21 protein-coding genes and 1 pseudogene are annotated in these 23,602 nt (G+C 63.4%); 13 read left to right on the top strand and 9 right to left on the bottom strand.

The window, feature by feature from the left end:
- The first annotated feature begins 136 nt into the window (after positions 1-136).
- Positions 137-841: a methyltransferase family protein gene (locus DNX69_RS26640; protein WP_234826952.1), complete on the top strand. Its 705-nt coding sequence runs from the start codon at positions 137-139 to the stop codon at positions 839-841.
- Positions 842-1,023: 182 nt separating this feature from the next.
- Here DNX69_RS26640 and DNX69_RS11850 read toward each other — a convergent pair whose 3' ends face one another.
- The 6 genes from DNX69_RS11850 to DNX69_RS11825 form a co-directional block, all read right to left on the bottom strand.
- Entirely contained in the window at positions 1,024-2,235 is a 1,212-nt protein-coding gene (locus DNX69_RS11850) for an acyl-CoA dehydrogenase family protein (RefSeq protein ID WP_110786195.1), read from the bottom strand.
- A 47-nt stretch (positions 2,236-2,282) separates the two neighbouring features.
- Positions 2,283-3,824, bottom strand: coding sequence for a sugar ABC transporter ATP-binding protein (locus DNX69_RS11845; RefSeq protein WP_110786194.1), 1,542 nt, complete (start codon positions 3,822-3,824; stop codon positions 2,283-2,285).
- Complete coding sequence (locus DNX69_RS11840; RefSeq protein ID WP_110786193.1) at positions 3,821-4,948, bottom strand: SMP-30/gluconolactonase/LRE family protein; 1,128 nt, start codon at positions 4,946-4,948, stop codon at positions 3,821-3,823. Before DNX69_RS11840 ends, DNX69_RS11845 begins: the two co-directional genes overlap by 4 nt.
- On the bottom strand, positions 4,932-7,121 hold the full coding sequence (locus DNX69_RS11835; RefSeq protein WP_110786291.1) for an ABC transporter permease: 2,190 nt from the start codon (positions 7,119-7,121) through the stop codon (positions 4,932-4,934). Before DNX69_RS11835 ends, DNX69_RS11840 begins: the two co-directional genes overlap by 17 nt.
- Before the next feature lie 81 nt (positions 7,122-7,202).
- Positions 7,203-8,222, bottom strand: a complete 1,020-nt coding sequence (locus tag DNX69_RS11830) for a sugar ABC transporter substrate-binding protein (RefSeq protein WP_110786192.1) — start codon at positions 8,220-8,222, stop codon at positions 7,203-7,205.
- Positions 8,223-8,266: 44 nt separating this feature from the next.
- Positions 8,267-9,268 carry an ABC transporter permease gene (locus DNX69_RS11825; protein WP_234826942.1) on the bottom strand — a complete coding sequence of 334 codons (1,002 nt, stop codon included), beginning with the start codon at positions 9,266-9,268 and terminating at the stop codon, positions 8,267-8,269.
- A gap of 159 nt (positions 9,269-9,427) precedes the next feature.
- Here DNX69_RS11825 and DNX69_RS11820 point away from each other — a divergent pair, with 159 nt between their 5' ends.
- Complete coding sequence (locus DNX69_RS11820; RefSeq protein WP_110786191.1) at positions 9,428-10,135, top strand: GntR family transcriptional regulator; 708 nt, start codon at positions 9,428-9,430, stop codon at positions 10,133-10,135.
- 285 nt (positions 10,136-10,420) lie between these two features.
- On the opposite strand, the gene DNX69_RS26780 is transcribed toward DNX69_RS11820, so the two are convergent.
- A complete protein-coding gene (locus DNX69_RS26780; protein ID WP_110786190.1) occupies positions 10,421-10,762 on the bottom strand; it encodes a TonB-dependent receptor plug domain-containing protein in 342 nt (113 codons plus the stop codon).
- Positions 10,702-11,232, bottom strand: a complete 531-nt coding sequence (locus DNX69_RS26630; protein WP_234826957.1) for a hypothetical protein — start codon at positions 11,230-11,232, stop codon at positions 10,702-10,704. Before DNX69_RS26630 ends, DNX69_RS26780 begins: the two co-directional genes overlap by 61 nt.
- Between DNX69_RS26630 and DNX69_RS26625 the strand changes: the two genes are divergently transcribed.
- Positions 11,142-11,537 (top strand): helix-turn-helix transcriptional regulator, encoded by a 396-nt coding sequence (locus DNX69_RS26625; RefSeq protein ID WP_234826951.1) that lies wholly within the window; start codon positions 11,142-11,144, stop codon positions 11,535-11,537. The genes DNX69_RS26630 and DNX69_RS26625 overlap by 91 nt on opposite strands.
- 154 nt (positions 11,538-11,691) lie before the next feature.
- Positions 11,692-11,982: pseudogene (locus DNX69_RS26905) on the top strand (ABC transporter ATP-binding protein/permease); the annotation flags it as partial.
- A gap of 245 nt (positions 11,983-12,227) precedes the next feature.
- Here DNX69_RS26905 and DNX69_RS11800 read toward each other — a convergent pair.
- On the bottom strand, positions 12,228-12,728 hold the full coding sequence (locus tag DNX69_RS11800) for an RNA polymerase sigma factor (RefSeq protein WP_042441556.1): 501 nt from the start codon (positions 12,726-12,728) through the stop codon (positions 12,228-12,230).
- Between the two features lie 275 nt (positions 12,729-13,003).
- Between DNX69_RS11800 and DNX69_RS11795 the strand changes: the two genes are divergently transcribed.
- From DNX69_RS11795 to DNX69_RS11755, 9 genes are all read left to right on the top strand, one after another.
- Positions 13,004-14,785, top strand: coding sequence for an IucA/IucC family protein (locus DNX69_RS11795; RefSeq protein ID WP_110786188.1), 1,782 nt, complete (start codon positions 13,004-13,006; stop codon positions 14,783-14,785).
- A gap of 358 nt (positions 14,786-15,143) precedes the next feature.
- Positions 15,144-16,502: an IucA/IucC family protein gene (locus DNX69_RS11790; RefSeq protein ID WP_234826941.1), complete on the top strand. Its 1,359-nt coding sequence runs from the start codon at positions 15,144-15,146 to the stop codon at positions 16,500-16,502.
- A complete protein-coding gene (locus DNX69_RS11785) occupies positions 16,499-17,767 on the top strand; it encodes an AMP-binding protein (RefSeq protein ID WP_110786187.1) in 1,269 nt (422 codons plus the stop codon). The genes DNX69_RS11790 and DNX69_RS11785 overlap by 4 nt, the downstream gene beginning before the upstream one ends.
- Complete coding sequence (locus DNX69_RS11780) at positions 17,764-19,074, top strand: DUF6005 family protein (RefSeq protein ID WP_110786186.1); 1,311 nt, start codon at positions 17,764-17,766, stop codon at positions 19,072-19,074. Before DNX69_RS11785 ends, DNX69_RS11780 begins: the two co-directional genes overlap by 4 nt.
- The gene (locus DNX69_RS11775; protein ID WP_110786185.1) at positions 19,074-19,964 is read left to right on the top strand and encodes a sugar phosphate isomerase/epimerase family protein; all 891 of its coding nucleotides are present in this window, start codon (positions 19,074-19,076) and stop codon (positions 19,962-19,964) included. Before DNX69_RS11780 ends, DNX69_RS11775 begins: the two co-directional genes overlap by 1 nt.
- An 8-nt stretch (positions 19,965-19,972) precedes the next feature.
- Positions 19,973-20,878 carry a siderophore ABC transporter substrate-binding protein gene (locus DNX69_RS11770; RefSeq protein ID WP_110786184.1) on the top strand — a complete coding sequence of 302 codons (906 nt, stop codon included), beginning with the start codon at positions 19,973-19,975 and terminating at the stop codon, positions 20,876-20,878.
- The gene (locus tag DNX69_RS11765) at positions 20,875-21,852 is read left to right on the top strand and encodes an ABC transporter permease (RefSeq protein ID WP_110786183.1); all 978 of its coding nucleotides are present in this window, start codon (positions 20,875-20,877) and stop codon (positions 21,850-21,852) included. The genes DNX69_RS11770 and DNX69_RS11765 overlap by 4 nt, the downstream gene beginning before the upstream one ends.
- Positions 21,845-22,795 (top strand): iron chelate uptake ABC transporter family permease subunit, encoded by a 951-nt coding sequence (locus DNX69_RS11760; RefSeq protein WP_110786182.1) that lies wholly within the window; start codon positions 21,845-21,847, stop codon positions 22,793-22,795. Before DNX69_RS11765 ends, DNX69_RS11760 begins: the two co-directional genes overlap by 8 nt.
- Entirely contained in the window at positions 22,792-23,550 is a 759-nt protein-coding gene (locus DNX69_RS11755) for an ABC transporter ATP-binding protein (RefSeq protein WP_110786181.1), read from the top strand. The genes DNX69_RS11760 and DNX69_RS11755 overlap by 4 nt, the downstream gene beginning before the upstream one ends.
- Positions 23,551-23,602 lie beyond the last annotated feature (52 nt).

Genomic DNA, 23,602 nt, shown 5'->3' with positions numbered 1-23,602 from the left:
GAAGTCCGTGGTCTCACCTGTCTGTCTTCCGGCTCGACGGAGCGCCGGGGTTCAACCCACAGATCGATCACGATGGCGCGTGGATTCTCCGCTCCCTACCAGACGGAGCTCGTCTTGCGTGCCGATCGGAGGTGCAATGTCGGAGATTGCCAGGCCAGCCACATCTCTTCTCGCCGTGCGGCTCGGCCGCACCGCGCTCGGGGCGTCGATCTACACGGCGCTAGCCTTCGCCGGCGCCGGCACGCTGGACTGGCCGCGCGGCTGGATCTACGCGGGGGCGTTCGTTGCGGTGTCGATAGCTGGCAGTGCCGCGGCGCAGCTCGCCAATCCGGAACTAATGGCGGCACGCGCCAAGGGCATGCGCGGCGACACCAAACGGTTCGACCGGCTGTTCTACGCCGGCTTCTTGCCGCTCATCACGTCGTATCCGCTGGTTGCCGGCCTCGACGCGATCCGATTCGGCTGGGCGCCGCTGCCGGGCTGGACAGTGGCGCCTGGACTGCTGCTGTTCGTCGCCGGCTCGGTGTTGTCGACCTGGACGTTGCTCGTCAACAACCATGCCGAAAGCACGGTCCGCATCCAGAGCGACCGCGCCCACACCGTCGTGCGCGACGGCCCCTATGGCTTGGTCCGACACCCGATGTATCTCGGTACGTTACTCGGCCTCCCCGGCACCGCCCTGATCCTCGGCTCCGCCTGGGCCCTCGTCGCAGTGGCGCTGATAACGGCCCTGTTCACCTGGCGCACAGCGCAAGAGGACCGTGCCCTCCAACAAGAGCTCCCCGGCTACACGAATTACGCGTCCGTCACCCGCTATCGGCTGCTGCCGGGAGTGTGGTGAGTAGCCAAAGACGCCATCGCCAAACACGCAGATGGGCTTGGCGAAATCATCCGGCTCCTGAACGAACGCGAAACAATCTCTAAGGCAGATATCGAGTCCAAACTGCGTCCTGTTTGAACTCAACGGTTCTTTCTGTAGATGCAACACGAACCTACGCTCGACCACACTTCGGCCAGACGAAACTATTTGTTCGAGTATTTCCTCAGTTCCTGCCGGGCGATTTGGTTGCGGTGGACTTCGTCCGGACCATCGGCCAAGCGTAGCAGCCGTGCGGTCGCGTAGGCAGCCGTGAGGCCGAAATCGTTGCTCGTGCCGCCGCCGCCGTGCGCCTGGATGGCCCAGTCGATCACCTGGCAGGCCATGTTCGGCACCGCGACCTTGATCATGGCGATTTCGGTCTTGGCGACCTTGTTGCCGACGGTGTCCATCGCATGGGCCGCATTGAGCGTGAGCAGCCGAGCCTGCTCGATCATGATGCGCGATTCAGCGATGCGCTCCTGCGTCACGGTCTGCTCCGAGACCGGCTTGCCGAACGCGACGCGGCTGGCCGCACGCCGGCACAGCTTTTCCAGCGTTCGCTCGGCGAGCCCAATCAACCGCATGCAGTGGTGAATCCGCCCCGGCCCCAGACGGCCCTGCGCGATTTCAAACCCGCGCCCCTCGCCCAGCAGAATATTCGACGCCGGCACCCGCACGTCACGGAACACGACTTCGGACGCGCGGTCGGGAACGCCGTAGAAACCGAACACTGGAATTGGACGAAGCACTTCCACGCCAGGCGCATCCATCGGCACGAGGATCATGGATTGCTGCTGATGCCTGTTCGGATTTTCCGGATCGGTTTTACCCATGAAGATGCAGATCTTGCAGCGCGGATCGGTGGCATTGGTGGTGTACCATTTGCGCCCATTGATGACGTAACTGTCGCCGTCCCGCACGATGCGGCTCTCGATATTAGTGGCGTCGCTGGACGCGACCGCGGGCTCGGTCATCGCGAAGCACGACCTGATTTCCCCGGCCAGTAGCGGCTTCAGCCAGCGCTCCTGATGTTCGGCGGTGCCGTAGCGCGCCAGCACTTCCATGTTTCCAGTGTCCGGAGCCGAACAATTGAACACTTCGGGCGCGAGATGCGACCGACCCATCACTTCGCACAGGCTGGCATATTCGAGATTGGTGAGACCCGCGCCGTGCTCGCTGTCGGGCAGAAACAGATTCCAGAGCCCTTGCTCGCGCGCGAGCGGCTTGAGCTCCTCGACAGTCGGATAGACCTTCCAGGGGCCGAGTTCTTCCGCCTCCTGGTAGAAACGCGCCTCGTTCGGATAGACGTGACGGTCCATGAAGGACAACAAGCGGTGCTTGACGGCGGTGACGCGCTCGGACTCGGGATATAGCATGGCTTCTCACAAAGAGCTTAAAAGGCAGAGGGCGGGTGCGCCCTCGTTCAGTGAATCGCGGCGTACATGATCTTTTCTTCCGTCGCCTCGGACGCAGGCATCTCCTCGACGATCCGCCCGCCGCGGGCCACCAGCACGCGATCGGACAGAGCCAGCACTTCGGGTAGATAGGAGGAAATCACGACGACCGCCTTGCCGCTCTTGGCGAGCTCGCGGATCGACGCATGGATCTGCGGGATGGCGCCGACGTCGACACCGCGGGTCGGCTCATCGAAGATCACCAAGGACGGCTCCTGCGCCAGCGACTTTGCGACCACCACCTTCTGCTGGTTGCCGCCTGAATATTCGATGATCTTCAGACTGCGCTTGAGCGCCGAAATCGACAGCGCCTTCACCCAGCGGTCGGCGACCTGCTTGCGCTTCTTCAGCGAATAGAAGCAGCTGCGCCCCTTGGGCGAGGCGAGATAGCCGAGATAAATGTTGTCGTCCGCCGTCATGGTTTCGAAGAAGCCGTCGAGTTTGCGGTCTTCGGTGATGTAGACGATGCCGTCGCGGATCGCTTGGCGCGGTACGCGATAGCGGATCGGCTTATCGTTGAGATAGATCAGCCCGCCACGCAGGAAGTTGCGTTTGCGCGCGCCGCAGATGATGTGCGCAATTTCGGTTCGGCCGGAGCCGACGAGACCCGCGATGCCGACGACCTCCCCCTCATAGACCGAGAACGACATGTTCTTGACGACGTTGCCCATCGTCACGTTCTCGACCGCTAGCACGCGCTTGCGCTCGGCCGGCGTTTCGGCCGGCGCCACTGGAAGCGCGGCGTCACCTGCGATTTCCGCGGCCGCGTAGTGGCTGGTGGCGACGTCGCGGCCCACCATCATCCGGACGATCTTCGGGCGATCGAGTTCGTTCGCCGGCCCAGTATGCACCAGCTTGCCGTCGCGCAGGATCGTGATCCGGTCGGCGATCTTCAGCGCTTCCTCCAGCGCATGCGAGATGAAGATGACGCCGACGCCCTTCGCACGCAAACTGTTCAGAAGGTGAAAGAGATGCTGGATTTCTTCCGGCGTCAGGCTGGCCGTCGGCTCATCGAACACGATGACGCGCGCATTGTGACGAACGGCGCGCGCAATTTCCACCATCTGCCGCTTCGCGGTGCCGAGCGTTTCCACTAGCGCGAGCGGATCGACGTTGAAATTCAGGGCCTGTTGTGACTGCTGCGCGGCGATGTTGATCTTGCGGTAGACGGTGAACCACTTCTCCATCCCGAGTTCAAGATTCTGCGCCACGGTCATCGACGGGACCAGGCTGGTTTCCTGGTAGACCATCGCCACGCCCTGCGCCAAAGCCTCGCCCGGAGACGAGAACGATACTTTCTCGCCGCCGAGATAGTAGTCGCCGGAGGTCAGCTTGATGGCCCCTGCAATCGCCTTGCACAAGGTGGATTTGCCGGCGCCGTTCTCGCCCAGCAGGGCATGGATCTCGCCGGGACGGAGCGTGAAGTCGACGTTGGCGATCGCGTGAACGCCGCTGTACACCTTGCTTCCTGCAGCGATCTGCAAGACCGGAGCGATCTCGATAGAGCTCATGGCGTCCTCCTACTCGGACACGGGCCGGTGGGCAGTCTGATCAACTTGCCGTGCCCCTTCGACACGGCGAGGACCTGCCCCGCGGGATCCGCCAACGCCGCCGTGATACCGTGCACCTCTCCGGACGTACGGCTGTGATAGCTCTCGCGCGCCGCACCGTCCGTTCCGATGCGGGCGACGAGGCCGTAAGACCGCGGGGGCGCCCAGGGTTTCTGGATGCCGAGCTTTTTGATCCTCCCGATCTGCATCGCCTCACGATAGTCGGCCGCGCCGCCGAGCCGCGGGCCGATCCACAGATGCGGCTCGACGGCTTCGAGCATCCGCATGCGGAACGAGTCCTCGCGCAGCACGAACTCCATCAATTGTGTGCGCAAGCCGAAGAACGCGAGCCAGTAATCGCCCCGAGTGCCGCGCGAGATCCGGCACGGATAGCCGGCGAAGTTCTTCACCAGGGCGCGCGGAGTTCCGCCGTCGCGAGCCAGGGCGCTCAGCCGATGCGCCCAGGCCTCTGTCACCAGCAGGCTGCGACCGTCATGAGACACGACGAGGCCCGCCGGCCAATCGAGGCCGTCGGCCAGGATGCGGGCATTTGAAAGTTGTCGGTCGCAGACAATGATCCGGCCGGACGGTGTGCGCTTCTCGAGCAGGTCCCGGTGCCATTCTGCGGCGGGATTGTGCCGCGAGCCATCGGCGATATAGATCAGGCCGTCGTCTGCGATCGCCAGCGCGGTCACGGATCGGAGCTGCTCGCCCGCCACACTCGTCAAGCGCGCGGCTATCGCTCCCTCTGCCGTCAGGGACACGATCCCCTTCCCCGACAAAGCGGCGACCAGGCCGGTCGACGCGAACCACGCCAGCGCGCCGACCTCGACATCGAACGTCGCGAAAGTCCGTCGTTCAGCGAAGTCGGGACCGCGGCACACCTGAATGGTGCGACCGCTCGACACATACAGCGTACCACTGCTGTCCAATGCGAGCGCGTCCGGAGCGTCAAATGGTTCGCCGAGAACAAACGCGCGGTCGAGGCGCTCGTTCGGTGAGAGGTTTCCGTCCAGCACCGGGATCGCGTGAACATCGCGATTCGGATGGAATATGCGGTCGATGATGTCACGCGCCAGAGACATACTTCGCCCTCGCTGCAGGAATCCGATGAACGTTGCTCGCTTCGGCGTCAGGATCATTGCTGACGCTCGACACCCAGTAGGACTTCCAGCCGGTCCAGTTGACGTCGGCGTTCGGCAATTTCACGCGACCAATACGGTTGTTCTCGAGACCGCCGATGTAGAGATAGCCTTTGTGTTCGCGCATCGAGGTGATCGTCGGATGCGAACGCCCGCCCGGATCCCACAGTGATTCCAGGACGCGGCCGGTATCGTCGAACTTGATGACGCAGCCGTTGTTGATGCCGGGGCACATCCACTCGTCCGGAGGGATCTGCTTTACCATCCGCGTACGGAAGGCAGGGTCCGCCATCGCCAGATCGTAGACCGGCGATCTTATGCCCACGAGCGCGAGCCAATAGGTCCCGTCGGAGGCGCGATTCACGTTGTCCGGATAGCCCGGCAGATTGTCGACCAACAGCTCGAGCTGGCCTGCCTTCTCGCCAGCGATCCAGTAGCGATAGATGCGGCAGAGCCACGTCGAGACCCACAGCACCGAACGACCGTCGTGAGACACGCAGACGCCGTTCGGGAAGGCCAGATTTGACAGGACGGTGTTGGTCTTACCCGTCGCCGGATCGTGGCAGACGATGCGCCCGTTGCCCCGCCCTTCGAAGCCGTCCAGCGCCCAATCCGACAGGTCGTAGCGCGTGGTCGCATCGCTGAAATAGATCTTGCCGTCCGGCGCGACGTCGAGATCGTCGGCGAGCCACAGTCGCGAGTCGTCCTTGAAGCGATACCAGGTCCGGTTGGTCTCGTCGGTGACCTTGAACACGGTGCGGTCGGGCCTGACACCATAGACTCCCATGCCGGCCACGCAGACCAGAATGTTCTTGTCGCGGTCGAGCGCCATCCCGAGCGGTCGACCACCGATGCGGGCGAATTCTTCGCGCACCTCGTAGTCCGGTGCGAGGAACCGGATAATCGAGCCGTTGCGATTGACCGTGTAGAGATGGTCGTGCTCGTCGAGGATGATGTCTTCTGGCCCCTCGATCTTGTCGAGCGCGATCGCCTCGGCATTTCTCAGCCGGTCGTTTTCGGCGAACACGGTGCCGCTGTCCCGCGCGATCGAGGCCGGCGGCTCGAACTCCACCAGCGACGGCGTCACGTAGATCTTCTGCAGCAGCTTGCCCTTGTTCTTCACGAACTTGACGTTGAACGCCACGGCCGCGAGCAGGATCGCGCCGATGATCGCGGTGGTCAGGCTGCCGTGCGTACCGAGCTGAACCAGGCCGTTGATCAGCAGGAAGATGATGGCGGCACCCATCAGCGCCCGGCTGATGGTGCCACGGCCGCCGGACAGGCTGATGCCGCCGAGCACCGCAGCCGCGAGCGCGTTGACTTCCCAGCCGACGCCGGTGTCCGTGCCGGCGCTGTTCTGCCGGGCGGCGTAGAGAATGCCCGCCAGTGACGCCATCATGCCGGACAACACGTAGGCCATGAACAGCGACCATTTCACATCGATGCCGGCATGGCGCGCCGCCTTGCGGCTGGAGCCGACCGCCATGATGTGGACGCCGGAGCGGATCCGCGTCAGATAAAAATGAGCCACGACGCCGACGACGAGGAGGCAGACCATGTTGATCGGGATGCCGAATAGAAAACCGCCCCCGAGATAATCCCATGCCGCGCTGTCCGAGGACGCGGAGGCCAGTTCGACGGCGTATTGCCCCGTGATCTTGTTATAGCCTGCGCGCAGGATGATCAGCACCACCATCGTGGTGAGGAACGGTCGCGTCTTCGCATAGGCGATCAGTCCACCGTTGATCGCGCCGATCAACGCCCCCCACCCCATCACAGCGACGATCGTGAGCGGCAACGGCCACTCCAGGACCATCAGGAAATACAGCGTCAGGAAATCCGCCATCGCGAAGACGGCGCCGACCGAGAGATCGAGCCCGCCGGAGAGAATGGAAATGGCCATCGCCATCGCCACGAAGCCCTGCTCCGGAAAACTGCGCATCAATTGCTGAAGCTGAGGGATCGACGTGTAGCCGGGGATCATCACGACAAACGCGACGAACACCACCAGCAGCAGCGTGAAGGGAACGATCGGCTCCATCCAGCGCTTTTCCAGGAGCTCACCGAGCAGCAGCTGGGGCGAAAGACGATACCACAGACGTCGAAGGGACTTCATGAGCGACGGACTTTCGGACAGCGGATGCCGCTCCACAGTGGAACGGCATCGGTGATGTCGGGACTAAGCTAGGAGAGCCAGCTATTCCTTCGGCACGACGAAGCAGTATTGACGATCGTCCTTGCTGGAGACCCAATAGTTCGTCGTGTAGTAGGCGAGCTGGGTCGTCCCGGCGGGCCGGTTGTCCTGCAACAGGGTCAGCACTGCGTTGGCGATCGCTTCTCCTTGCGTATCGGCGCGGTAGGACAGGTTCTTGGTGAACAGGCCCTGCTCCACCATGTCGCAATCCGCGGGCTGACCATCGCTTGCAACGAAGATCTTCACCTCGCCCTTCTTGCCGGCGTTCTTCACGACCTGAGCCGCACCGACCGTCTGAGGCCCCCAGACGCTGAAGATCCCGCAAAGGTCCGGGTTCTGCTGCAGCACGTTAGTGGTGATGTCCGAAGCCTTGTTGGCGTCCCAATTGGTCGGCTGCGAGGACACGACCTTGATCGACGGGTCGGTCTTGAACACCTCCATCGCCGCCTTGACCATGTCGAGCGAATAGGCCGCGGTCGCTTCACCTTGAAGGATCGAGATCTTGCCCGATCCCTTGCCGCCGCCGCACGCCTTGATGACCTCGCCGGCTAGCATGCGGCCGAGCTTCGGCACGTCGGCACCGACATAGGCGTCGGTGAGCTGGTTCGACGCCATGTTGACCTGGATCACCTTGATGCCGGCGTCCATCGCCCGCTTCAGCTCGCGCGCCAGTAGAGTCGTCGTCGGATTCTGCACGATGAGCACATCCGGCTTTTCGTTGATGAGAGACGATACCGCCTGCAGTTGCACGTCCGACTTCATGTTCGGATCGCGCGTCACCATTCTGATTCCGTAGTCGTCGAAGTGGGCTTTCATCACGCGAGTCCACTCGCCCTCGAGAACGCCCATCCAGACCGGCACCCAGGCGACAGTCTTGCCCTTCACGGCTTTCTCGAATTTCTGAAGCAGTTCGGCGCGCGGATCGGCAGCGCTTGCGTGGCTGCTGCCGACCATCAGCGCGGCCGCCGCCAGTGCGAAAATGCCAGGGCGAAGGCGCCCGTGATCGCTGTTCTTTCTGGTCATTGTCGTCCTCCCGGTGCTGTCTTATTTTGCTTAGATTGGGCTTATCAGTCGCCCTGCTTTGCGGTTTCTTCGTCGCGCGGATGAATGTAGCTGTCGAGAACGATCGCGAGCAGCAGCACCGCGCCCTTGATGATGTCCTGGGTCTGGATATCGAGATTCATGATCGTCATCGCGTTCAGCAGCACGCCGATCAAAAGCGTGCCGGCGATCACGCTGAGTACGTTGCCACGGCCGCCGACGAGGCTGATGCCGCCGAGGACGACGACCAGGATGACGTCGAAGATCATTGTGGATTCGACGATCTGCAGGTGCATCAGCGAGGTCGATCCGACCATGATGATGCCACCGATATAGCCGATGGTCGCGGACAGCGCGTATTCAATCATGGTGAGAGGACGCGTCGCGATACCGGACATCCGCGCGGCCTGGGCGTTGTCGCCGTGGGCGTAGATGAAGCGCCCGATCACCGTGCGCGAAAGAAACAGATGCAGCAACAGCGCGCAGATCGCGAAGGCGATCAGCGGCACCGGAACTCCGCCCAGCACCGTTCCGCCGAGCATCAGCAGTATCTCGTGCCCCGGCTGCAGGAAGACTTGGTAGTGCGGGACCACGAGCGCGCGGGTGAGCCCAAGCACCAGCAGGCCGGATGCGAGCGTCGTGAAGAGCGGCGGAATTTCGATCACGGACACGAAGTAGCCGTTCATGACACCGATCAGGATCGACAGCACCAGGCCGAAGCCGATCGCTGCGGCCACCGGCCATCCGCTGTTGATCAAGGTGACCGCGATTGCGCTCGAACAAGCCAGCGTGGCGATTTGTGACAGGTCGATGCCGCGGCCGATCACCACGACGGCCATGCCAAGCGCCAGGATGCCGAGGATCGAGATGTTGCGGGCCAGGGTGAACAAATTGCCCAGCGTGACGAACCCGGGTAGCGCGGCGCTGAGCACGACAAAAAGCGCGAGAGTTACGCCGAGAACGATCAACGACTGACTTGGCTTGAAAGGCGCACGACGACGTCCGCCGGCCAACGCTTCGCTGGACACGTTCCCCTCCTGGTCCTTCGGCCGAGCGCTCGAACGATCAATCGCGCGAACGGCGTTTCCTCGCGGGGCAGTTCGCCCTCTGTGACTGCAGCTTGCGCGCAGCCACTCTTGTTAGTTGTATATTATTTGTTATAACAAAAACATCATAAGGTTCCGAGCATGTCAATAACCATTCGCAGGCCGTCGGACGATGACCTTCAGTCCCACCCCTTCGGACGACCGATCTCGAAGGAGAGCGTGAGCCAGCAGGCCTATACGGCGATCCGGGATTCCTTGATGCGGAGCCGTCTGAAGCCGGGGCAGAAGCTTGTTGCACGGCAAGTCGCGGATGAACTCGGCATCAGCGTGACGCCGGTTCGCGAGTCGCTTCTGCGGCTGGCGTCCGAACACGCGCTGACGATCGACGAGCGGGGGACGGTGATCGTGCCGCGGTTGACGCGCGCGCGTTGCATCGAAATTCGCGATCTGCGCCGCCTGCTCGAAGGCGAAGGTGCCGCCCGTGCGGCCGAGCACGCGACGGAAGCCGATTGTGCGAGTCTTGAGGCGATCCACGCCCGCTACATCGAGACCGAATCCGCACGCGACTATGCAAGGGCGCTGGTCGAAAACGAGAACTTCCACTTCGCGGTCTGCCGCTTGGCGCAAGCGCCCGCCCTATTTCGGCTGGTCGAAAACCTCTGGATGCAGTTCGGGCCGATCCTGTCGGCGTTGTACGACGGCACAAGCCGGCCGTTCCACGACCGCAAGCACGGCCATATCGCCATCATCGAAGCACTAAAGGCTCGCGATGCAAAATCAGCCCGCCACGCGATGAGCCAGGATATCCTGATCGGAGGCGCCGCACTGCTGGAACGATTTTCGGACTGACCGCCATATCGACGCTGCGCGCCCCATTTTTGCGTTTTACCCACTAACCGCTTCGTCAGTCATCCCGTAAGCATATTGCGCTTCAGCGACCACCGAGCCTCCGATGCCCCGTGTATGAGTCGTCTCTTTCGTACTCATAAGATTACATTTCATCCGAATGAACGTCGCAATGCACCCTACAAGGCCGTGGAGCTCCCTGCCGCGCTAAGCGCCCCTGGAACGGTGCCGCCGCACGTTGGTCGCTATTTTCCGCACTCCAGTTATCCGATTTAGAGCGCGATGATTTTATGTTGGTTGTATCCTGCGTTGATGAAGTAGTTTGAGCACTCGGTTGGCCGCGGACCGGAACGATGTCGTAGCGGCTGGAGGGCGCAGATCGACGAAGGTGCCGGCGGTGTAGCGCAGCGCCTGCGATACGCTCTGCGCGCCCTGATCGCTGATCTGGTCGCGCGTCACCACCGACACCGACGCCGGCGTTTCGACCAGCGGCGAATCCGTCTTGGTGCCGGTGGCGCTGCGGCCGGCGACGTAGCCGGCGACCGGGCCGGTCGCGGTCTCCGCCGCGCTCAGGACTGACGCTGCACACCACCGACACCCGTGAGATCTACGATCTGCACACCGAGGCAACGCAGCCGCCCGGCCTCACCATCGCGCTGTTTCTCCAGGGGCGGGTCCGCGTCTGGCTCGGCGGGCAGCTGGTCGAACTGGGGGGCGGCGAAGACAACGGCGACATCGAGGCGGTAGCGATCGCGAGGTCGGCGCCGGACAGCTTCGTCCGGCAATCGGTGAAGGGCGCCCACATCCGCAAGGTCAACGTCACTGTCAGCCCCGAATGGCTCGACCAGGAAGCGCTGGCACGCTCGGCAGGATGCGCCGAGGCATTGCGCTTCCTGCGCGGACACCTCACCACCCGGCGCTGGAAGGCGACGCCGCGCTTGATAGCGCTCGCCGAACAGATCCTCAATCCACTGCATCTCGCCGAGCCACTGATCCGGCTGTATCTCGAATCCCGTTCGATCGAGATCGTGGCCGAGGCGCTCCAGGCGACCACCGACACGCCGGCCGGGGCAGGCCTCGCCGCGGTTCACCCCGCGCATCGCCGCGCGCCTGCGCCTTCATCGACGCCCATCTCGATCAGGACCTGACGCTGCAGACTATCGCGGCGGCGGCGGGCCTCAATCCCGGCAGCCTGCAGCGCGCGTTTCGCCTCACCCATGGCGACACCATTTTCGAGTATGTGTGGGGTCGCAAGCTGGACCATGCGCGCGCGCTGCTCGAACGCGACAACATCTCGGTCGGCGAGGCCGCGCATCTGGTCGGCTATCGGACGCTGGGCAATTTCTCGACGGCGTTCCGGCGGCGGTTCGGAATCACCCCACGACAAATCCGGCCGCGCTACTGACCGGCGCCACTCGGGAACTTTGAAGCAGCCAGCACAGCCCGACGAGATCGAAGAAGGCGCGATCGTCACGGCGTCCTATCCGGGCCCCTGAGCGTTCGAGGGCCTCTCGGACCGCCGAGGCGTTGAAGACCCCAGACTCGATGATTTCGTTTCACAGCTCGACCAGGCAGATCGCTGGGATGTCCTGCTTTCGGAGGGCGAAACGCAACTCCTGTCGATCGCGCGAGCACTGCTGTGTCGGCTGGATCCATTGCTGCTCGACGAGGCGACTTCAGCTCTGGACAAAGCGTCGGAAATCGCTCTTCACCGAATTATAGGAACACGCTTCCCCTCGGCCACCATCATCGCCATCAGTCACCAGGATGCACGCGACCCAGAATACGATCGCGTCATTTTTTCAAGCAATCGAAGGGTTGACGAATTGCGCCGACGCAGCCTCCGGTGACGTGCGTTGGCCGCGACGGCGACACCACCGGTAAACGAGATACAGCCAACAATGCGCGGGCCCAAGCTTCCCGGAAATGAGCCGCCGTGGTTGCGCTTTCGTTTGGGTATCACGTCAGCTCTTCATGCGCCTCGTGCTCAGACACGGATTTCTGTCGTGGTGGCCCTCGTCCACGATCGCCAAGGCCCCGCGCCGCCCGAGCGTGATCTCATTCGCTCGCAAGCTGCCCCCGCTCGAAAGGATAGCTAGATGGTCTCACGCCGTTGCCGCCAGGTGCGGCAGAATTCGAGCGCGGAGATCATTTCCTTCTCGACCGTCGAGACCGAGATGTTCAGGCTGCGCGCGATCTGCGGATAGGTCATGCCGTCGACCTTACTCAGCAGAAAGATGCGTTGGGTGCGCACGGGCAGCGTCTGCAGCGCGCGCAGCAGCGCGTCGAGATCCAGCCGGCTCGCCACCGCGTCTTCGGGATCCACCACGCCGGTCTGCAACTGCTCCGACGATACATTGCTGGCGTAAGAGGCGCGGACGCGTTCTGCCCGGATCGTGTCGCAAGCGAGGTTGCGCGCGGTCGTGACGACGAGTCCAATGTCCCGTTCGGTGACCTTGCGATTCATCAACTTGATGAACGTCTCGTGGACGACGTCTTCCGCCGTATGCGCATTGCCGGTGATGCGACGCACCATCCGTTTGAGCTGGCCCTGCTCCGCTCCAAATATACTGAGCAGTTCTGTCGCAGACGACATGAGATCCCCATCGTAGCGCATCAGCCCCGACCGAACGCAACGCGGCCGAAGTAACCACCGAGACGATCGCGACGAAATTCGAAGCTCGGAGGCATTACCGCCGGTCATTCTTCTAACCGCATTCCTCGCGGATCTGTCAACGCCGCCCGGTCTTTGCAATCGATGATTGGTTGAATTCTAAACAATGCACCCGGCTACGATTACGGGGTCGGGCGCTGTCGACCGTTGAACCCATACGGCCCAGCAAGTCGGGCCGCTATGCGGAAGACATACCGATGCCCGATTCCATGCGCGAGATCGCCGAACGCGCTACGTTCCAAAGCTTTGCCAATTGCTACCGGCGCGAAATCGACCCCGGAATACCCTGTCAGGAGAGGCCGGAGTGCGGGGATCGGCGAAGCTACGTCGAGTGGTCCTGTCCGATGTCGGCTGCGACATTACGCGCCGAAATCGAACGGGAGTCGCTGTGCGGTCCGCTCCGCTTCGGGCGCGTCTTCATTTGCCGAGCACCGGAGAATGCCTGGCATGAGATCGCACCGCTGCGCGCGCTCTATCTGATGGTGCAGGAATGCTATTCCGGAATCGGCGCCGCACGGGCGGAAACGCTGCGCAATGAGGAGATAGAGCTGCTCGGCCGCGTACTCGCGAGCTATCAGTGCATTGCCGAAAGCCTGCAGCGGTCATCCGGGGAGGCAGGCCGAACCTTCCTCGACGGCGAACAGAGCCTGATATTCGGGCATTGGCTGCACCCGACGCCGAAGAGCCGGCAAGGCATGACCGATTGGCAGAAGCCTGCTTATGCACCGGAGCATCACGGCCGATTTCCACTCACATACTTCGCCGTCGACGCAGCGTTGTTACGTCACGGTGGCACCGAAGAAATTCCCGTCTCTGACATTCTCGGGACACTCCTCCCGGTGGCCGACCGCCCGACGTTGCGTCCGGGCGAAGCCCTTCTGCCCCTCCATCCGCTGCAAGCAGAAGCCGTGATGCTCGATCCCGACATCGCGGACCTCGCCAGGCAAGGCCGGCTTCGCCGCCTCGGTTCGTTCGGGGCGGAGTTCTCGCCGACGTCCTCGGTCCGCACGCTGTACAGCCCCGAGATTCCGTGGATGCTGAAATTCTCCCTGCCGGTACGGATCACCAACTCCTTGCGGATCAATCGGATGCCCGAACTCGAGGCCGGGGTCGCAATGTCGCGGTTGTTCGCACGCACCGATTTCCTGGCGCGCCATCCTTGCTTCCGCCTGATCCGCGATCCAGCCTACCTGACGCTCGGGCTTCCCGGCCGCACCGAGAGCGGATTCGAAGTCATCTTCCGCGAGAATCCATTCACAACGGGCAACGAGAGCAAGGGCATCACGATCGCGGCCCTGACGGCCGATCCTCCGCCTTGCGCGCGCTCACGGCTCGACCTGTTGGTGCGCGGACATGCTGCGCAGCAAGGCGTGCCAGTGGCGAGCGCTGCCCGGCAATGGTTCTCGGCCTATCTCGATTGCGCGCTGGACCCGCTCGTCAAGCTCTATGACGAACTGGGCGTGGCCTTGGAAGCGCATCAGCAGAACGTTCTGCTCGACGTCTCGGCCGGGCTGCCGACCGCATCCTATTATCGGGACAATCAGGGCTTCTACCTGTCCAATGCCCATCGCGATCGGCTGGTCGCACTGGTGCCCGACACCGCCGAGATCGGCGGCTTGTACTTCGACGATCGCGTGATCCAGGAGCGCTTTGCCTATTACCTGATCGTCAATCAGATCTGCTCGGTGATCGCCCGCATGGGGCAGGATCGACTGGTCGACGAAGAAGCGTTGCTGAACATGTTGCGCGATCGCCTCAACGATTTGGCGCACGAACTCGGCGGCGTCGGACGCGACTTCGCCATCGGCCTTGTCGAGCGCCCGACTGTTGCCGCGAAGGCCAATCTGCTGACACGGATGTTCGACATCGACGAGCTGGAGGCCGAGGACGGCCGCGCGATCTATGTGCAGTTGGCAAATCCGCTGTTCGGCAATCGCCGTGCGGCGCGACGGGGGGAAGCTCGTGTCGCTTCCCGGTGACATCCCTGCCCGACCGGAGGAGCGGATCGTGCGCCAGCTCATTGCAGCGGCCTTGTACGAAAACCTGTTCGGTCCTTTGGCGTCGGCGGCCGCCCCGGCGCGGCCCTTCGAGTGGCGCAGTGGCGCGCAGGCTTGGCGAGCACGCGGCCGCCTCGGCGCGTTCGGCCGGCCTCGCATCGAGCCGGGAACGGTCGAGTGCCGAACCGGCAGCGCGTGGCGTCCGGCGTCGATCGGCGATGCGGTTGCGGCCCTTCCCGGTGGCTCGCGTGAGCGAGCGCGGCTCGCTCAGGAACTCGGTCAGACCGAAGCACTGGTCCGTTGGAATCGGCTCCATGCTCCGTGCCGCGACCGGCGACTGATGTCGTTCTCCGCACTCGACGCGGCGATCGACGAAGGGCACCCCTACCATCCCTGCTTCAAGTCGCGCACCGGATTCGATGAGCACGACCACCGTTGTTACGGCCCCGAAGCCGGTGGCTCGTTCCAATTGGTCTGGCTCGCGGTCGCCCGGGATCTCATCCATCTGTCATTGCCAGACTCCGAAGAGACGTTCTGGCAGCGTGAACTCGGCGCCCCGGGACTCGCAGAGATCAAAGCGCGCGCTAATGCCCTCGGCCTCGGACACGAATGTTTCGGCCTGATGCCGATCCATCCATGGCAATGGCATGATCTATCGGCCGATCGGCTGCGTCCCCTGCTCGAGTCCGGCCGTATTCACCATCTCGGTGTCGCCGGCGACGCGTATCGCGCCAGCCAGTCCGTTCGGACGCTCAGTAATGCGCAGAGCCCCTGCCGGAGCAGCGTGAAGCTGTCGCTCGGCATCGTCAACACTTCGGCTCGCCGCAACATCGAGGCGCATTCGGTTGCGACCGCCCCGGTGCTGTCGCGCTGGCTCGACGCAGTTCTCGACGGCGACCCGCTGTTCAAAACCCGCTACCGGCTCGACATCGTCCGCGAATTTGCCGGCGCGATCGTCGATCGGGATGGTCCACTCGGGGGAGACGTCGCGGCGATCTGGCGGGAGAGCGTCGAGAGTAAGCTCGCGGACGGCGAGCGCGCAGTACCGTTCAATGCGCTGATGGCGATCGAAGCAGATGGCCTGCCCTTCATCGATCCGTGGCTGCAGCGCTACGGCATCAAGCCATGGCTCGAACGATTGATCGACGTCGCAGTGCTGCCGGTGTGGCGGCTGCTCGTCGTCCATGGCATCGCCACCGAAGCGCACGGCCAAAACATGGTGCTGGTGCACCGCGACGGCTGGCCCGAACGCCTGATCCTGCGCGACTTCCACGACAGCCTGGAATTCGTTCCGGACTTCCTCGCCGATCCCAATCTGGCGCCGGATTTTCCAGCGCTCGATCCTCGTTATCGTCGCGCGCTGCCGAACCAGTACTATTGGATGGAACGGCCGGAGGACCTGCGCGATTTGTTCGTCGACTGCCTGTTCGTGTTCAATCTGTCCGAGATCTCGCATCTGGTGGAGAGCTTCTACGGGATCAGCGAGGGCGCTTTCTGGCATCGGGTGTCGTTGCGTCTGGCCACCGACATCGCCGAACACGGCCTCGGTGAACGCGTCGTCCGTCTCGGCTTCGGCACACCTGAGATCGTGATCGAAAGCCTACTCGCCCGAAAGCTCGGCCTGCCGGGCCACGCTCTCCAACACAAAGTCCCAAATCCACTTGCGGCAGTCGCGCCGATCGCACGGGAGTACGCATGATTCAGGTCGGCGACAAATTCTACGATCAGGCCCTGCTGCAGGCGATGGGCGCCCGCGCCGCTGACGCAGTCGGCCTCAATGATCGGTCCAACCTTAGCTTTGCAGTCTGCCTGTCCGATCCGGCAGAACTCCTGGCGCTGCTGCTCGCCATCCGCGATGCCGGCGCCAGCGTGCTGCCGATCCATCCGTCGACGCCGCGTGCTGCAGCGCGCCGGCTGGCAAGCGACCTCGGCTGCCACCGGCTGGTGACCGATGGGCTCGCCATCGAGGATCTCGGCGGCGAAGGTCCCGGTCCGGGCGGGCTTATGCAGACCACATCCGGCACCACTGGCGAACCGAAGCGGGTCGCCCGCAGTTGGGCTGAGATCGATCGCGAGATCGATAGCTATGTGACGACTTTCACCGCCCCACAGGACATGACGCCGCTGATCGCATGTCCGGTCACGCATTCCTACGGACTGATCTGCGGCGTTCTGGTCGGGCTCCGCCGCGGCCAGATTCCCCACATTCTCGGCACGGCCAATCCAAAATATCTCATCGCTCGCCTGCGCCAAACCAGCCGGCCGCTGCTGTACTCATCGCCCGCCATGCTCTACACCATCGCCCGCCTGCTACCCGCAAGCGAGACGATCCATGCCGCGATGACGTCCGGCACCCTGCTGCCCGACCAATGGTTGATGACAATCCGGGCCCGGACGACGCATCTGTTTCAGCAATATGGCTGCTCGGAAGCCGGATGCGTGGCGATCAATCCAAACCTGGCCGCATCAGGCGACATGGGCGTGCCGCTTCCCCATCTCCGTGTCGAGACCGGAGATGCCGGGCAGCCGCGGGAGATCGTGGTCCACGTCGGCGACCGCGCAATCCGGACGGCCGATCTCGGCTACACCAAGGACGATGGCACATTGGTGTTCGTCGGTCGCCTCGACGACACCATCAACGTCTCTGGCCTCAACGTCTATCCAAAGGAGGTCGAGGACGTGGTGATGGCGATGCCGGGTGTGACCGACGCGGTCGTATTCCGACGTCTGGATTCCCTCGCGGGCGAGCGGGTCGCTGTGGCATTCAGCGCCGAACACAGCATTGCGCCGGCGGAGCTGCGCGACTGGTGTATCAAGAACCTGGCTCCCCATCAGGTCCCCATGGAGACGGTGCGCCTGCCCCGGCTGCCACGGCAGGCGAACGGCAAGATCAACCGGCGAGAGATCGCCGCCCTGCATGCCGAAGGACGCCTCGCGTTTTTGGCAGAGGAGACCGCCGCGTGACTCGCGAGCAGATTACGGCCGCGATCCGCCAAGTGCTTACCGAGCGGTTGAACAACCGGCATCTCGACGGCTTTTGCCCACAATCGCGGCTGAATGCCGACCTCTATCTCGACTCGGTATTGATGCTGGACCTGCTTTTGCATCTGGAGCTCGATCACGGCATCCCCGTCCCCGAAGCGGCCGTCGCAGCGACGGCGATCGACACAGTGAGCGATCTGGTGGAGTTGTTAGCCGGTTCTTCCCCGGCTGCCTCGAGCGCCAGTGATACCGCAGTCGTGGACGCTCCCGACGTCCATGCCGACGTCTATCCGGACATCAAAGTGCATTGCGTCGTGTCGTGTCTCTGCGACGCTGTGAAGGCCGCCGGCCTCGATCATCGCCCGATGTATTTCGGTCTTTGGGACGCCGACTTCGCCGTCTCGGACAAGCTTCAACTGCGCTATCACACCGATCAGATCAGCCACGGCTTCTTCTGCCAGTGGTTCGAGCAGCTCTACGGCGTGCATATCACCGAATGGTACGATCACTCGGCACCCAAACAGGCCAATCTCGACAGGCTGATGGCTTTGGTCGCCGCCAGACAGCAAACCGAAAGCCTGATGGTGATGTTGGACATGTTCCATCTGCCGGAGCGGGAGAACAAGTTCAACCAGAACCCATTTCCGCACTATCTGATGGTCGAAGCGACGGAGGATCCGGAGATCTGGCAGATTCGCGATCCCGACTTCCGTTGGGAGGGACCGATCGCAAAAGACCGTATCCTCAACGCTGTCGCTCAGCCGAGCGTCGCTGGCGGTTACGTATTCGATCGCCGCTCGATACGGCTGCCAACCGCCGCCGACATCGGCGACTATTTTCTGGCGTGCTTCATATCCGACGACAATCCGCTGATCCGCCGCATCCGCGAAGTCGTCGATGCCCATCTCGGCTGCCGCGACGGCCTGCGCCTTCAGGCGCTCGGCGATGCGGTCCGTGAGCTTCCCGTACTGTCGATCCGAAAATGGGCTTACGAACACGGCTTCGCCTTCTTCTGGCGCGAACTGGAGTTGCCGAACGACGCATTCTTGACGTGGTGCGACCGGATCGAAGAGCTCGCGCTCGGCCTACCGGCGTTGCATCTGAAGATCCTGCGGTTGGCCCAGACCGAGGATCGCGCCTGCGCCGCCGACATCAATCAGGCGCTGGATCACCTGGATGCTCTGGAGACCGCGATCAAGGCCAAGCTGCGCGAGGTCTTCATCGCCTGGTGCAACCATCAAGGTCTGACCCAGGCGATGCCCCGCGAACGCCGTGTCGGTGTACGGTGATGAAACTATCGATCTGCACCATCACGTTCCGCCATCACCTGCTCTGCTTCAGCGAGATCGTGGAGTGGGCACAACGCAACGGCTTCGACGGTGTCGAACTGTGGGGCGCTCACGCGCGCGGCTTGATGCGGACGCACCCGGAATACGGTGCAGACTGGATTCGCAGTTGCGGTCTGTCGGTGCCGATGCTGAGCGATTACCTGCCGACAGACGGCGACGTTGCTGACATTCGCCACCGGACCATCCAGCTCTGCCGGATCGCACAGCATTGGTCGGCGCCAAAGATCCGCACCTTCGCCGGCAACAGGCCGAGCGCCGCACTTTCGCGCGAGGAGCGTAGAGCCCTGGCCGGCCGGATCGGCGAGATTGCCGGCATCGTTCAAGATCACGGCATCCGGTTGGTGGTCGAGACACACCCGAATACACTGGCCGACAGTGTCGAGTCGACGCTGTGCCTGTTGGCCGATGCGGATCACCCAAGCCTCGGTATCAATTTCGATGCTTTGCACGTCTGGGAAGCAGGCGATGATCCCGTGCTGGCTCGCCGCACACTCGCAGGGCTCATCGGGCACTACCATCTCAAGAACGTTCGATCGCGCGCCGAGCTCGGTGTGTTCGCCCCTGAGAACGTCTATTCCGCAGCCGGTTCCCGTGACGGCATGGTGCCACTGTTCGACGGCGCGATGGACTACGACAGCTTCCTTGCGACCTTAACGGAGGACAGCGGTGCGGAAGCGTCGCTCGAATGGTTCGGTCACGATTGCTTCGAAACCCTGACCCGGGATCGACTCGCCATTCTCTCCCGCGCGCTGTCGACGAGAGGAAGCGGCAGCTCGGCGGGCCCGCAGCAAGCGAGGTCGCGTGCCGCCGGCCGCATCGCTTCATCCTAAGGACACTCATGTACTTGTTCCGCATCATCGCCTTGCTCGCCACGCTTGCTCTGCCTACGGCTGCCTCCGCAGAGACCATCGAGATCCAGACCGCCCAAGGCTCGGTCAGAGTGCCGGCAAAACCGTCTCGCGTCGCCGTATTCGACATGGCAGCGCTCGATACGCTCGACCTGCTCGGCGTCAAGGCTGCCGGCGTTCCGGATCGGGTGTTCCTGCCCGAACTGAAATCAGCCGCTGCCGGCGGCGAGGTCGTCGGCACGCTGTTTGAACCTAATCTCGAAGCCCTTAGCGCGCTCGATCCGGATCTGATCATTCTCGGTGGTCGTTCATCGCCCAAGGCGAAGTTCACCTCGCGTATCGCGCCCACGATCGACATGACGATCGACGGACAGGAACTGGTCCGGGATGCCGAAGCCCGGCTTCAGGCCTACGGCCGGCTGTTCGGCCGGGAGCAGACCGCCGAGGACGAAAAGCAGAAGTTCAACGCGGCAATCGCCGCGGCGCGCGATGCGGCCAAGGGTAAAGGACGCGCGCTGATCGTGATGACCAACGGGCCGAAAATCTCCGCCTTTGGCCTCGGATCGCGGTTCGGCTGGATTCATAGCACGCTCCAGATCGAGCCGGCGGTGACCACCATGGCCCCCTCGATCCACGGCGAAGCTGTCTCCTTCGAGTTCGTCCGCAAGGCCGATCCGGACTGGCTGATCGTGGTCGACCGCGCGATGGCGATCGGGGCCGGCGACAATCAAGCGCGAGCCACGCTCGACAACGAGCTGGTGCGTGACACCAAGGCCTGGAAGAGCGGCCGCGTGATCTATCTTCCCTCCGCCGATCTCTACATCGCCGGCGGTGGCATCCAGGCGATGACCCGCGTTCTAGCGGCTCTCACCCGCGGCTTCTCGGCGCCGCAATGATCGCAGTCGAGCGAGCCGCTTCGCGCTCCGCCGGGACGACCGCGCTGCTGGCGCTGGTCGCCCTGTTCTTCGTCAGCATCTTCGTCGGCGTCGGCGACGTCGCGCCGCGCGACGTGTTGACCAATCCCGATACGCTTTATCTCGTCGCCGCGAGCCGGCTGCCACGCACGCTGGCCGCCGTACTGACCGGTGCCGGCCTCGCGATTGCCGGCCTGGTGATGCAGACGCTGGCTCGCAACCGGTTCGTCGAGCCGACCACGGCGGGGACCGGCCAGAGCGCCGCGCTCGGCATCCTGTTGGTGGCGCTGTTGCTCCCTTCGGCCTCGATCGCCACCAAGACGCTGGTCGCGAGCCTGACCGCGCTCGCCGGCACATCGCTGTTCCTGGCGATCGCCCATCGGTTGCCGCCGACGCAGCCGTTTCTGGTGCCGCTGTTCGGGCTGGTCTATGGCGGCGTGGTCGGCGCCGCCGTTACCTTCGTCGCCTGGCACACCGATCTGCTGCAGTTCATCGAGATCTGGACCAACGGCGAGTTCTCCGGCGTGCTGCGCGGTCGCTACGAACTCCTCTGGGTCTCGGCCGCTGTCCTCGCCGTAACCTGGGCGTTCGCCGACCGCCTCACTTTGATGTCGCTCGGACGCGACGTCAGTGTCGGGCTGGGGCTGGACTATGCCCGCATGATGCAAATCGGGCTGCTGATCATCTCGATCGTCACCGCGCTGACCGTTGTGATCGTCGGGATGATCCCGTTCGTGGGTCTCGTGGTCCCCAACATGGTCTCGCGGCTGATCGGCGACAATATGCGATCACTGATCCCCTGGGTCGCGGGGAGCGGCGCTGCGCTGGTGCTCGCCTGCGATATCATCGGCCGGCTGCTGCACTTCCCCTACGAGATCCCCGTCGGCACCGTGCTGGGCGTCGTCGGCGCAGCGTCATTCCTGTGGCTTCTATTGCGCCGTCCGTCCCATGCGTGACAGATCGACGATTGTGCTGGCCTCGCTCGGCGTGGTCGCGCTCGCTTGCATCGCAGCCTACATGACGGTCGGACTGCGTGGAAACCTGTGGTTCGCGCTCGAGCTGCGCGCCGTCCGCCTGGCTGCGCTGATCGTGGTTGCGGTCTCGATCGCAGTCTCGACGGTGGTGTTTCAGACGGTGACGACCAACCGGATCCTGACGCCGTCAATCATGGGACTCGACGCGCTCTACGTGTTCAGCCAATCGCTGCTGGTATTCGCCGTCGGCGGGCTTGGTTTCGCGGTGCTTGACCCGCGGCTCAAGTTCGTCGGCGAGGCCACGGTGATGGTGATCCTCGCGGCGCTGCTGTTTCTGCCGCTGCTGAAGGCCCGCATGGACCTGATCCTGATGCTGCTCACCGGCGTCACCGTCGGCGTGCTGTTTCGCAGCCTGTCATCGCTGCTCGCCCGGCTGATCGATCCCAACGACTTCGTGGTGCTGCAGGGCGCCAGCTACGCCAATTTCAGCAAGATCCACGGCGAGCTTCTGATCGCCGCCTGCGCGCTGACGCTGGTCGGCATCGCGATCGTCTGGCGGATGCGTCATGTCCTCGACGTATTGGCACTCGGCCGCGATGTCTCGACCGGCCTCGGCCTGGAATGGCCGCGCGTCGTTGCGGGCATGATCATGCTGGTCGCGGCGCTGGTCGCGGTTTCGACCGCGCTCGTCGGGCCGGTGGCGTTCTTCGGCCTGCTCGTCGTCGCGCTCGGCGAACGGCTGATCGATACGCGGCACCACGCGATCCTGCTTCCGGCCGCGGCGCTGGTCGCCGTGATCGTGCTGGTCGGCGGCCAAACGATCCTGCAGCACGTGCTCGGCGGCGCCTCGACGCTCGGCGTCGTCATCGAATTCGTCGGCGGCCTGGTGTTCCTCGTAATGCTTCTGCACGGAGTCCGGCGATGATCGTCGTGAACAACGTCTCGCTCGCCCATCAGGGCGCGCCGATCCTGAAAGACATCAATCTGGAAATCCCGGAGACCGGCGTCACCGCGCTGATCGGGCCGAACGGTGCCGGCAAATCGAGCCTATTATCGCTGATCGCGCGGCTTCAGCCGTTGCAGCAAGGCACCATCACGGTCGACGGGCTGACGGTGGGCGCGACGCCGAGCCGTATGCTCGCCCGCACGCTCGCGATCCTGCGGCAAGACCCGGCGATTGCCAGCCGGCTGCGCGTGCGTGAGTTGGTCGCCTTCGGCCGGTTCCCGCACAATGGCGGCCGCATCACCGACGAGGATCGGGCGCTGACCCAGGCTGCACTCGAACGCTTCGATCTGACGTCGTTCGCCGACCGCTTCATCGACACGCTGTCCGGTGGCCAGCGCCAACTCGTGCTGGTGGCGATGACGTTCTGTCAGGGCACGCGATGGTTGTTGCTGGACGAGCCGCTCAACAATCTCGACATGTTTTATGCCCGCGAGCTGATGCGCGCCCTCCGCGAGATCGCCGACAGCGAACGGCGGGCCATCGTGATCGTTTTGCACGACATCAATCAGGCGGTGACCTACGCCGATTACATCGTCGCGCTGAAGCACGGCACGGTGGTCGCAAGCGGTCCCCCGGCGCTGATCGCAAACACAACCAGCTTGCAGCGGATCTTCGGCTATGAGATGCCGGTCGAAAGCTATCACGGCAAACCGATCGTTCTGAACCACCTGTGAAGTCTTGATGCATTGAAACACGGCGTCCTACGATCACACGCGAGAATGCGGC

Origin of the sequence: Rhodopseudomonas palustris (assembly GCF_003226555.1) — a bacterium.
In the GTDB taxonomy this organism is placed as follows: Bacteria; Pseudomonadota; Alphaproteobacteria; order Rhizobiales; family Xanthobacteraceae; genus Rhodopseudomonas; species Rhodopseudomonas palustris_I.
Note: the sequence above shows the minus strand (reverse complement) of the source record. Positions and strands in the feature narration are given on the sequence as shown.